The sequence below is a fragment of the Streptomyces sp. NPDC002092 genome, from assembly GCF_053593775.1.
Map to the genome: position 1 here is coordinate 20432 of NZ_JBSFDG010000040.1, position 10956 is coordinate 31387.

The 10956-nt window shown below is 70.5% G+C and carries 8 protein-coding genes and 3 pseudogenes; 7 read left to right on the plus strand and 4 right to left on the minus strand.

Annotated elements, in window-relative coordinates:
- Positions 1–357 precede the first annotated feature (357 nt).
- Positions 358–1440, minus strand: a complete 1083-nt coding sequence (locus ACWCRD_RS44110) for a methyltransferase domain-containing protein (protein WP_450971317.1) — start codon at positions 1438–1440, stop codon at positions 358–360.
- A gap of 431 nt (positions 1441–1871) precedes the next feature.
- Between ACWCRD_RS44110 and ACWCRD_RS44115 the strand changes: the two genes are divergently transcribed.
- From ACWCRD_RS44115 to ACWCRD_RS44140, 6 genes and pseudogenes are all read left to right on the plus strand, one after another.
- Positions 1872–2579, plus strand: coding sequence for a hypothetical protein (locus ACWCRD_RS44115; protein WP_450971318.1), 708 nt, complete (start codon positions 1872–1874; stop codon positions 2577–2579).
- A gap of 154 nt (positions 2580–2733) precedes the next feature.
- Positions 2734–3114 carry a transposase family protein gene (locus tag ACWCRD_RS44120; protein WP_450971319.1) on the plus strand — a complete coding sequence of 127 codons (381 nt, stop codon included), beginning with the start codon at positions 2734–2736 and terminating at the stop codon, positions 3112–3114.
- Positions 3115–3168: 54 nt separating this feature from the next.
- A pseudogene (locus ACWCRD_RS44125) lies at positions 3169–3612 on the plus strand (transposase); the annotation flags it as partial.
- Between the two features lie 138 nt (positions 3613–3750).
- Complete coding sequence (locus tag ACWCRD_RS44130) at positions 3751–4065, plus strand: hypothetical protein (RefSeq protein WP_450971320.1); 315 nt, start codon at positions 3751–3753, stop codon at positions 4063–4065.
- Position 4066: 1 nt separating this feature from the next.
- Positions 4067–5092, plus strand: coding sequence for a hypothetical protein (locus tag ACWCRD_RS44135; RefSeq protein WP_450971321.1), 1026 nt, complete (start codon positions 4067–4069; stop codon positions 5090–5092).
- Positions 5089–6786 carry a hypothetical protein gene (locus tag ACWCRD_RS44140; protein WP_450971322.1) on the plus strand — a complete coding sequence of 566 codons (1698 nt, stop codon included), beginning with the start codon at positions 5089–5091 and terminating at the stop codon, positions 6784–6786. Before ACWCRD_RS44135 ends, ACWCRD_RS44140 begins: the two co-directional genes overlap by 4 nt.
- Here the strand turns inward: ACWCRD_RS44140 and ACWCRD_RS44145 are convergent.
- Together ACWCRD_RS44145 and ACWCRD_RS44150 are read right to left on the minus strand one after the other, a co-directional pair.
- The gene (locus tag ACWCRD_RS44145) at positions 6767–8470 is read right to left on the minus strand and encodes an APC family permease (protein ID WP_450971323.1); all 1704 of its coding nucleotides are present in this window, start codon (positions 8468–8470) and stop codon (positions 6767–6769) included. The two genes, ACWCRD_RS44140 and ACWCRD_RS44145, sit on opposite strands and share 20 nt — an antisense overlap.
- A 114-nt stretch (positions 8471–8584) precedes the next feature.
- Positions 8585–8757, minus strand: a pseudogene (locus ACWCRD_RS44150) (IS110 family transposase); the annotation flags it as partial.
- 31 nt (positions 8758–8788) lie between these two features.
- Here ACWCRD_RS44150 and ACWCRD_RS44155 point away from each other — a divergent pair.
- Positions 8789–9021, plus strand: a pseudogene (locus ACWCRD_RS44155) (restriction endonuclease); the annotation flags it as partial.
- 47 nt (positions 9022–9068) lie between these two features.
- On the opposite strand, the gene ACWCRD_RS44160 reads toward ACWCRD_RS44155, so the two are convergent.
- Positions 9069–10502, minus strand: coding sequence for a hypothetical protein (locus tag ACWCRD_RS44160; RefSeq protein ID WP_450971324.1), 1434 nt, complete (start codon positions 10500–10502; stop codon positions 9069–9071).
- Positions 10503–10956 lie beyond the last annotated feature (454 nt).

Below are 10956 nucleotides of genomic sequence, written 5' to 3' on the forward strand. Positions count from 1 at the left end.
CGCGCGCGGGCCAGGCTCGCTCCGCGGGGCACTCCCGCCCGAGCCGCTCCCGCAAACTGGCCTCCAGGGCCGCTACGGCACAGGTCTCGCCCTGTTCGCCTTGTTGACCTCCGGCGACGACACCCCCGACATCCCTTCGTCACCCGCCACGCCCACCCCGGCCACCAGCACATCCGTCCCCAGCGGGCGGACACCCGCCGCCACCGCGCCGTCTGCCGCTCCCTCCACCGTTCCGGTCGCCACCCCGCCGGTGCAAGGCAACGGACGGCACTCCGGCGGCTGAACGGCCACCGGGCGCGGAGAAACCCTGCCACCCGGCGCGTTCACCCACTGCCTGGCACTGCCACCATGCCGCCCTCAGCGGCTGGTCGCGACGTAGTAGACGTTGATTGGATCACCCTCCACGGACTTGATGTCGATGTTCCCGAAGCCGGCCTGCTTCAGCATCCGCACTGCCGTGTCCTGGCCCCATACGGTGCCCAGGCCCGCTCCGCCCGTGCTGAGCGAGGTCGTCATGCAGTAGAAGACAGAGAAGCCATAGAGCGCCGGCCCGAAGGGATGCCCGATGTTCTCCTCCAGCCTGCTGGAGGCGGCGATGTCGCCCATCAGGAACGTGCCTCCCTCACGCAGAGCCTTCGCGATCGCCGTCAGCGTCTCGGCCGGCCGCGCCAGATCGTGGATCACGTCGAAGGCGGTGATGAGGTCGTACTCGCCGGTGATCTGAGTCGAATCGGCAATGCTGTAGCGGAGGTTGGCCAGCCCGGCCCGGACGGCCTCGGCGCGCGCGGTCGCGATGCCGGACTCCGACTGGTCCAGGCCGTGGAACCGGCTGGCCGGGAACGCCTGTGCCAGCACGAGCGGCGCGTGCCCTTGCCCGGTACCCACGTCAAGGACGTCGATCCCGGCGCGCAGCCGCTCGTCAAGGCCATCGACCAGCGGCACGATCGTGTCCACGAGCGCCAGGTCGTAGATCCGGGCGGTCTCCTCGGCCTGCAGTGCCTGGAACCGCGGATAGGCCGAGTACGGCACGCCGCCGCCCTCGCGGAAGGCGTGCACGACCTGCTGCTCGACCTCGCCCATGAGCGCGAGGTAGGGCATCATCCCGGCCAGGTTGTCCGGGCCTGCCGCGGTGGTCAGCGAGACGGCATGCTCGGGCGGCAGGAAGTAGGTCCGCCCCTGCGGCTCGTACTCCACGAAGCCGCCGACGACCATCCCGCCCAGCCACTCGCGCACATACCGCTCGTCGAGGTCCGCGGCCTTGGCGATGTCCGCGCTGGTCGACGGTGGAAGGGCGGCCAGGGTGTCGAACAGGCCGCACTGGTGGCCGACGCTGGTGAGCAGGGCGAGCGCGGCCTTGTTCAGGACATCGGCGACTTCCCCTGCGAACGCCTCCTGCCTGGCGGGATCCAAGGGTGCCTGCTGTGTGCCGAGAGTGGACATGATTGCTCCTTCCGCCCCGGGGCGGCTGCGACGCACCGGCGAAGACCAGTGCCCAATTGCGACAGTACGCCCGGATTGCGGCTTGGGATCTTACGGAGCGATGACCTCCTAACCAGGCCGCGCCGCCGGTGCAGGCCGCATCGCGCAACGGGGCCTTGCCGACCTCGCAGGCGTGCGTGCGGCATCGGGGCGAGGGCTCGACCAAGAGCCGCTCGCCGACGCGGCGGCCTGCCCTGCATGGTGAGTGGCGTTGGCCGGGGGGCGGTGCGTTGATCACTTGAGGGTGCCTCCGTTTCCTGATCACGTGGGCGGAAGGGGGTGAGCGGACGGTCCCTGGTATCGGGCGTTGGGCCGCTGGGCCACGGTGTCTGGCAGCGGTATCTGTCACCGTCGGCTGAGCGAGCCGGCTGCGCTGGGGGATGATCCCGTGCGTGACTGAGGAAGCGGATGCAGGTGCGGACACCGCTGGTGCGTGGGATGAACGACTGGGCTGGGCGTTCGGGCTTATAGCGGATGATCCGGCTGAACGGGCTGCCGCGCTTGCCCGTCTGACCGACGCCAGGCGGAAGGTCCAGGACGCTCTCGGTCGGTTCAACGAGATGTGGCGCCTGACGTTGCCCTTGGGAACGCAGGAGCAGTACCGGGAGCCGGCCTTCCTGCAGGCCAGTCGGATGTATCACCAGGCCCAGAGGTATTCGCTTCCCGATGGGCTGTGGGGTCTCCCAGCGACCCGAGACATGGCGGCATGGCCTGGGCTGCCCTACGCGTTGCTGTTCTTGGAGTGGGAGGCGAGATACCCGCAGGAGTGGACACGTCATGCGAAGGCGTGGGGTACGAAGCAGCGCCTTATCCGGGACGTGGCCATCGCTCACCAGGAGGAGACGATCAGAGCGAAGCTCACCGACCTGGTCGAGATCGTCGTCTGCCGTGCCTATCGTTGCAAGGACCGCGAATACGTGCGGGTTGCCCGGGCTGTTGACAGCGCTGACCTGCGTGGCAGGCTCGATCGTGCAGTCCACTCGGACAGTCCATGGGCCCGGTGCCATGCCGGCTATGTGCTCTGGCTCCTGGACCGCCCTGAGATGCCGAACACCCGTCACGTCTGGCGGACCTGGGTGGCTGGGGCCTCCCGAAGCTAGGCGCCAGAGTGACCTGCGGTCGGACGGACGTGGCTCTACGCAACTCCAAGATCATGAAGGTCTTGACGCCCCGTGATCTGAGTGGAGGCCCGCGCCTCCCGACGCATCACCGCTGATCCCGCCTGCCCTTGACCAGCTCCGCGAGCACTGCGCTGTGGCATCCCGGGAAGTACCCGGCCTGTTGGAGCGGCTGGCCGAGGTGCCGGACCCGCGTGATCCGCGCGGAGTGCGCCACGCGCTGGCCTTCGTGCTCGCGCTGACCGCGTGCGCGGTCCTGGCTGCGGCCACCTCGCTGCTGGCGGTTGGCGAGTGGATCGCCGACGCCCCGCCGCACGCGCTGGAATGCCTTGGCGTCCATCTCGACCCGCTGATGCCCCGTCGGCCGCTGCCCGCCGAGACGACAGTGCGCCGGCTGCTGGCCCGCCTCGATGGCGACGCGCTGGACCGGGCCGTCGGCCGTTGGCTCGCGGACCGCCGACCCGAAGCGCCGATGCCGCCGGACTGCGCGGGCTGGCGGTGGACGGCAAGAGCCTAAGCGGCGCAGCTAAGACCGTGTCCTACGTGGTGAGGCGGACGAGTCGCTTGTGCCGAGCTCGACAAGGCCATCGAGGCCCGGTTTCGCAACCACGGCGCCTTTGAGGTGATCACGAGCATGCCCGGCCTGGGGACCATCCTCGGCGCGGAGTTCCTGGCCGCCACCGGCGGCGACATGACGGTCTTCGGCACCCCCGACCGCCTCGCCGGCTTCGGCGGCGTCGCCCCGGTGCCCCGCGATTCCGGAAAGATCAGCGGCAACCTGCGACGTCCTCAGCGATACAACCGCCGCCTCCAACGCGTCTTCTATATCTCGGCGTTGTTCAGCATCCAGCACAGCGAGGAGTCGCGCCGGTTCTACGACCGCAAACGCGCCGAGGGCAAGCGCCACATCCAGGCCGTGCTCGCTCTCGCCCGCCGCCGAGTCAACGTCCTCTGGGCCCTCCTGCGCGACGGACGGCGCTACGAACTAACCCCGCCAACCGCTCGCGCGGCTTGACAGACCGCATTAGGAATCAGTGACTTCGGCCGCGCACCCTCCGCGCCCCCTGCCCGCTCCCCGCACCTCCGGTGCAGGTCGTGGTGGGGCTTGCTCAAGTGGGTAGGCTGGTACGGGCGTTGGCGCGGGGGAGGCGGTATGGGCACGAGGATCTCGGTGTCGGTCAGCGGGCTGACCGGGCTGGACGATCGGGAGCGGCTGCTCGCGGAGCTGGAGGCGGAGACCGGGCTGGAGTGGCGGGCGCGGGAGGTCGAGCAGGACGGTGTCCTCACCGGAGGCATCGTGGAGATCGTCCTTGTCGCCGTGGTCGGCAAGGCCACCGAGCTGGCCGTGTCCGCCGCGGTGGACTCCGCCAAGAAGGTCGTCGAGCGCTGGCGGAGCGAGCGGCTGGACCCGCCGGAGGCCTCGGTGGACGTCGACCCCCTGACCGGTTCGGAAGACGGGGACGGGTGACATGGCATCCAGGGCGGTGGTCATCGGACCGGCGGCGTACGCCCCGGACTCGGGCATCGACAGCCATCCGCCGATCGGCGAGAGCGCGCGCATGTACGGCGAGGTGCTGGCCGACGACGCGATGTGGGGCGCGGACAAGTGCCGGGTGCTGGGGGCGGACGAGGTCCAGTCGGCGGACGGCGTCATGCGAGCGCTGCAGGAGGCCGCCGACGCGACGGGACCCGAGGACATCCTGCTGGTCGTCTACGTCGGCCACGGCCAGTACTGGAGCGACCTGCCCGGCGCCCAGGTCCACTTCTCCGTGGGCTCCTCCCACCGCGACGAACCCTGGACGTGGCTGTCCAGTTGGTACGTCTACCGGGTCATGCGCAAGGCCAGGGCGAGGCTCAAGGTCCTGATCGCCGACTGCTGCTACTCCAACCTGCTGCCCCAGCTGGGCAACGAGCCTGAACTCCCGGGCGTGCTCGGTGCGTGGGACGAGGGGACCTGCGTCTTCACCGCCGTGAAGAACGCCAACTTCGCGCCCGCCGAGGGCTGTTCGGCGCTCCCCGGGGACCTGGCGAACTGCACGCCGTTCAGCGGGCATCTGCTGCGGATACTGCAGGGCGGCACGAAGGACCACAACCCCCGGCTCACCATCGGCCTGCTGCGGGAGGCCGTCCGCAGGGAGATGGCGAGCTGCCCCTCCGCCCGGCACCAGGTGCCGCGCATGTCGCTGAACGACGCCCGGGACGGCGCGCCGCTGTTCACCAACCGGATGGAGCCCATGCGGCGCGACCTGCCCCCGCGCCTCCCGGTCGACCCCGAGGACTGGGTCAGGACCCTGATGCTGGACCGGGACGCCCACCTCGCCGAGCTGTTGCGCGACGAGCGCAAGACCGGCGATGTCGTGGCCCTCCTCAGCTCCCGCCCGGACGACGCCAGCCAGCACCTCGCCCGGCACATAGACGTCAAGGCGAACGAGATGTTCCGGCCGCACGCGTTCGCCCGCTACTGGAGCAAGGTGGAGAAGGCACTGCGCGTATGAACGACGGCCTGTGGGCCCGGGGCTCCGAGACACCCGAGGAGAGTGGGGACAGGGAGGCGTGGCGCGGCTACGAGTGGGTCGCCACCTGCCCGGTCGACGTCTTCGTGGAGCGCATTCGGGCCATGCGCGAGGGCGAGGGGCCCGCGGACGAGGGCGGCGAGCAGCCGCGTCCGGCCACCGCGGTGCGCTCCCTGTACGCCTTCGCCGTACTGCGCCCCGTCGACGAACTCATCGCCTCCGCACGGCACTTCGACTACCGGGACGCCGTCAGCGTACTGGCCACGGCGGCGCTGGGCCGGCACATCAGGCAGGCCGCGGAGCTCGCGATCAGACAGTGGGAGGCCGAGCGGAGCGGCGACGGCCGCCGGCTCACCCACGGCGTCATCCACGACATCGCCTGCCAGCGGACCGTCCTGGACGTCGCCGTGTTCGTCCGGGAGTGCCGCAGGGCCGCCGCGCCCGAGCTGGTGGACCGTACGATCAGCGCGTTCACCGAACCCGGTTCCGGCCGCACCAACCTCGACAAGGCGCTGCTCTACATCGCCCTGCGCGACGAGAAGTGCGACGAGGAGGCGACCGAGTTCCTGCGCAGGACGCTGGTCGCGATCATCGACAACGACGCGCTGCCGGCGTCGGAGATCGTGCCCAGGGAGTTCCAGGACCTCGCCGGGGCGCTGCACCACCTCAGCCCCTCCGAGCGGATCCTGGAGAAGTGGTTCGACGAACAGCTCGACCTCGAGGACGACGTGCACGACACCCGGCGGATCATCGCCCGGCTGATCGCCACCCGCACGGACACCCCCGACACCCTCGTGGAACACGTCGGCCGGCGCCGGACCCGGCACGACATCGCCGAGATCTGCGGCCAGTTGGCCAGGCCCCCGCACACCGAGAAGTGCGCGGACATCCGCCGGCACGTCGCCGCGCGCGAACGGATGGAGGACCTCGCCGAGATCGTCAGGATCTGGTACGAGTCCGACGCCCTCACCCGGACCACGAAGGAACTGCTCGCCGACATCGTGTCCAGGGGAGCGGACTGGTACGAGGGGCCGCGCACGCCCGGCGAACTCGACCGCCTCGACAGGGCGTTGAGCAAGGTCAACGCCCCGCCCGAGTGCCGCCGCCTGCTGCGGGTCGCCGCCGCCGTGCACACCGACGGCCGCTCCGGTGCCGACCTGGTGGCCCTGCTGGAGAAGATCGAACGGCCCCGGGACCGCAACCGCGCGGCCCAGACGATCGCCCAGCGCCTGGCGGCCCAGGTGCTCGGCCAGGGCGCCGAGCCCGATCTGTTCGTCGAGTACGTGACGGGGCTGCGGGCAGCCGGCCGGGCGGAGGCCGTCTACCTGGCCTGCAAGGAGCTGGCGGACCCGGCCGACCCGGTGCGGGCGCCCGCCGGTTCGGGCGAGGTGATCGCCGAGATCGCGGCCCGGCTGTACGACACGGGCCTCGACCGGGACGGCTGGGACCTGCTGGAGCGTTGCCTGGAAAACGAACAGCGGGTCACACCTCAGGAGGTCGCGGTGATCGTCGACCGCCTCGGGACCGCGACCATGCCTGAGGAGGACCGGCACTTCCTGCTGCGGGCCACGGTGGGCCGGTGGTCCGACGCCCACCGCCGGGAGCAGGCGGTCGAGCAGCTGACCGGGCGGGGCTTCGAGGTGGAAGCCCGAGAGGTCATTCGGTCACTGCGCTGACGGGCGGCGCGGCGACGGCGACCGGGCCCGGGGCGGGCAGCATCGGCGGGATGTCGACCATGTGCCGTCGGGACGCCCGTACCAGCCCCTCGAAGCAGACGAGCGCCGAGGCGACGGCCAGGAAGCCGCCCAGGACCCGGTGGTGGAAGCGGAGCGGGGAATCGCCGAGCAGCAGGGTCAGCAGCACCAGCACTGTCAGCTGGCCGATCAGCCAGAGGGCCGCTTGAGCGGCGGGGCTGGTGCGCCAGTCACGGAACAGCGTGACATGCACCTTGGCGTCGTATATCCGCCCGAATGCGGGCAGCAGGCGGGCCACGCTCGGCAGGCACAGCAGCAGCGCGCAGCCCACCGCGAGAGCCACCATGCCCCGCCACAGGGGGCTCCAGCCGGCCCCGTAGAGGATCAGCGCTATCAGGGCGAAGCTCGCCCGCGCCAGGATGCCGTGGGCGTCGCGGCGTCTGGGGGAGTGGCCGGGCAGATGGCCGCGCAGGGAGACGAGGGCCACGGCCGGGACGGCGTAGACGACCAGGGTCAGCACGCCCGTGACGGCGACGAGCGTGGACCAGCTGCCGCCGACCGCCCACAGCGCGATCCCGGCGACGAAGAAGTCGACCACCAGCACCAGCCAGTAGACGTCGTAACGCCGTTTCAGCGACGCCTTACGGGCGGTCTGCAGCCCCCGGTGCGTGAGATGGGCGCGGCTCAGAGCGGCGACCTCGCGCGTGAGGGCGTGCGCGAAGACGAGCCCGGCGCCCATGGGCGAGACCACGCCGTTGACCCGGAGCAGCACCCCGAGCCAGAACAGCCCGGCAGCGGAGGCGAAATGGGCGTACGGCGACGACCCCATGTTGGCCGTGGACCACTCGGCGTCGTGGTACCGGGTGAAGACGATCTGCAGCGCTATGTACAGCACCATCGAACCGATGATCGTCCCGAAGACCGCCCGCCGCAGCCGGGCCGCCTCGCCTATGCCCCGTCGCTTGACGTTCCCGGCGAAGTCCAACGGCCCTTGGAATCCCACGTAGGCGTAGATGACACCGCTGCCCACAACCGCGGTCAGCGCTGCTGCGGCGCCTTTTCCGGTGCTGTGCTCGCTCGCCGCGAGGCCGCTGTGGTGGTCGAAGCCGGCCGCGATGAGCAGCACGACGGTCAGGACGGGGACGACCACCTTCAGCACCGTCAGCCAGGAGTTGATCCGGAAGAAGATCCGCGGGGCGACCAGGTTCACCGCCGAGATCGCCGCCATGAACACCAGTGCGTAGCACCACCCTTGGGCGGTCAGCGTGTCGGAGGTGTCCAGCAGGCCGTGCACCTTCCAGGCGGACAGGCCCTTCGTCATCGCGACGGCCTCACTGGCCAGGTTTATCGCGTACACGAGCCACAGCCCGGCCGCGGCCACCGTCGCCACCAGCGCGCCGCTGCTCTGCAGCGGCAGGAAGATCAGCCCGCCGGTCTTGGGCGCGGCGGTGCCCAGCTCCACCATCACCCCGGCGATCAGCAGCATCAGCAGACCGCCGAACAGCCAGGCGAGCCAGGCGTCCGAACCGGCCTTGGAGAACGCCTCGTTGGCGCCCAGCATCCAGCCCGACCCGATCACCCCGCCGGCCGCCAGGCCCACCAGATGGAACACCGACAGCCGTCGCTGCTCGTCCTCGTCCTCGAACGGCAGTGCCCGCAGACTCATGCGCGTATCCCCCGTGTTGCGTCGTCAACTCCACACGCACAGTGGGCGACAGGGTACAGCCAGGGCTTTCTGTTGCGCCCGGGCCGACCGGATTGTCAGTGCCGGCTGCGGTGATCATCCCCAGCAAGGCTTTCCTGCTCGCGGCGGACACGAGACAACCGTGCCGTCGCGGGGCATCGCGAGGAGGACGTCGGCCCGGCGTCTGGCGAGGCAGAGCAGGGCCTGGGTGTGGTGTTTGCCCTGGGCATCTTCTTGTCGTAGTAGGCCCGTGAGACCGGGTCGCCCAGGGGGGGGGGCGAACGACGCGGCGGGCGCACGATAAGCGACACCCACGTCGTGCTCCACGACCCGCGCGGCTTGATCGAGGCCGAGCTCCCTCTGGACCGCGCCCCGCACGAGGCACTCGTCACCGCCGTCCTCGCGTGGAAGGACCCGGACCTCGCCCCCGCGACTACGAGCAGATCACCCTCCAGCTCACTGGGCACGCCCGCGCGGTGGCCGCCGACGTCCGGCGCCACGCTGCCGCCCTGCCCAAGAACGACGGCCGCGGCACCCCCCACCGAGTGAGCACATCGGTGCGGGCTGAGGACCTGCCCGGTCACAGTCTCGCGCGCAACGCGGTGGCGTGAAGGCGGATGTGATCCTGGATCAGCCGGTGCGGGAAGCGGAATCCGCTGCCACTTCGCCGCACCAGGACGCGGCGCTCGGCGTCGCCCAGGAACCGGCCGTAGTGGTAAGGGATTTCGCGTTGCCGGGCCAGGACCAGGCGGAGCGTCCAGTAGTACACGCAGGCGGCTCCGCCGACGCGGTAGGCGTTGGAGGCGCCCAGCAGGGTGCCCACGAACAGTCCCGCCAGCAGCGTGGGTCGTATGCCCGCGCCGGTGGTGGCGCGGATACCGAGGGAGACGAAGCCGACGGTCACCAGCAAGGTCACCGTCCCCTGAAGGAGGGCGTAGCGGGCGGAGCGGCGGATGCCCTCGTTGGGACGCCGGCGGGTGTCCTTGAGGCCGGGGCGCATCCGGTCGCCGATGAAGAGATACATGGAGAGGAACGCCAACGGGGTGATGAAGAGGGAAAAGGGCAGGGGTACGCCGGTCAGGAAGATCTCCACGGCCGTCACGATGGTGATGCTCAGAAGGACGATGCTGACGAGCCCGGTTCTCAGCTGGGCGTGGTCCCAGCGGGGAGCGGAGAAGGAACCCAGCCAGCTCGGCAGCCAGGACCAGCGCAGTTCCTCGATGGGGGTGTGGCCGTACACTTGGAACGCCTTGCGCGCCTCCATTCCGGCCCACAACCAGGACAGAGCCAGCAGTCCGGGCAAGGTGGATCCGTTGGGTGTGAAGTCGTGGGAAGCCGACAGTGCCAGCGGTACCGCGGGGGTGGCGCGGCGGGCCGAGGACACCGCTCCGAGGCGGTCGCTCACCAACGTGAGCACCACGATGACACCCACGGCCAGGGTCAACAGGGCGGTGGAGTCGTCGGCCTCGACGAGGCCCGTCGCGAGGAACACCCACAGCCAGGGCAGCATGGACAGCGCCACGGCGATCTGGAAGAACCACCGCGGCACTACGTGTAACTGAGGGCGGAGCCGAGGCGCGACCCAGCTGCCGTCGATGCGGTCGAGATAGAGCACCTCGTCGCCCCGCTCGTGCAGTCGCCGGGCCGGCGCGGCCAGCCAGTCCAGAGCGGCCCGGGGGGCGTACGGGCCGGGCTGGCTCAGCATGCGCAGGACATAGGCGTCGGAGATGCGGGCCTGGCGCTGCTCGGTGCTGAGGCCGGGAAGTCGCAGTTCGGGGGCCGCACGGTCCGCGTAGGTGGTGTGGATGACGTTCAGCATGAGCGGGGAGCGCAGGAGGGTCCACAGTCCAGGGTCCGCCTCCAGGGCTTCGCGTACGTCGCTGTAAGCCTCGCCGTCGGGAATGCCTCCCCGGCTCGGCGCGGTGGCCAGGTAGCCGTGCACCTGACGACGTGTGGGTGCGTAGTCGCAGCGGCCCCGGTCGGCATGGCGCACCGCCCCCGCACCCACAGCCAAGACCGCGCCCCTGGCGCTGCAGCAAGCGATGAAGGAAGCGCTGGACGAGGCGAGGAAGGCGGGAGCCAAGTCCTACCTCGACACCTCCAAAGTGCCCTTGACAGCCAAGGGACGGTCCGCCGTTCCGGCAGCCACCCTGGGCCTTCCTCCGAGTGACCTGGGTTCCCCAAGGTGCAGGCCGTCCTCGCTCCCTACGGAGGCTCCTGGACGCGGACGAGGAGCGTCACCGCCGCAGGTCAGCGAATTCCGTCGTAGCCCAGCTTTCAGCACGGCCTGTCGAACCACGGTCAGCAACTCCCGCTGCCTCAGCTCGTCCAGGGACGGTGTATCCGGCCCGGCGCCGGCGGTGATCGCCTCCCGTGCCGCATCAGTCCGCGGCCAGGACGCGCACCGGGGCGATCCGGGTCAGGGTGCGGATGGGAACGGCCAGCGCCGCGCAGACCAGGCCGGTCGA

What these genes read in the sequence shown, in the direction of transcription:
- ACWCRD_RS44110 (WP_450971317.1), bottom strand. Translation starts at nt 1,440, where the DNA reads ATGTCCACTCTCGGCACACAGCAGGCACCCTTGGATCCCGCCAGGCAG.
- ACWCRD_RS44130 (WP_450971320.1), top strand. Translation starts at nt 3,751, where the DNA reads ATGGGCACGAGGATCTCGGTGTCGGTCAGCGGGCTGACCGGGCTGGAC.
- ACWCRD_RS44135 (WP_450971321.1), top strand. Translation starts at nt 4,067, where the DNA reads ATGGCATCCAGGGCGGTGGTCATCGGACCGGCGGCGTACGCCCCGGAC.
- ACWCRD_RS44140 (WP_450971322.1), top strand. Translation starts at nt 5,089, where the DNA reads ATGAACGACGGCCTGTGGGCCCGGGGCTCCGAGACACCCGAGGAGAGT.
- ACWCRD_RS44145 (WP_450971323.1), bottom strand. Translation starts at nt 8,470, where the DNA reads ATGAGTCTGCGGGCACTGCCGTTCGAGGACGAGGACGAGCAGCGACGG.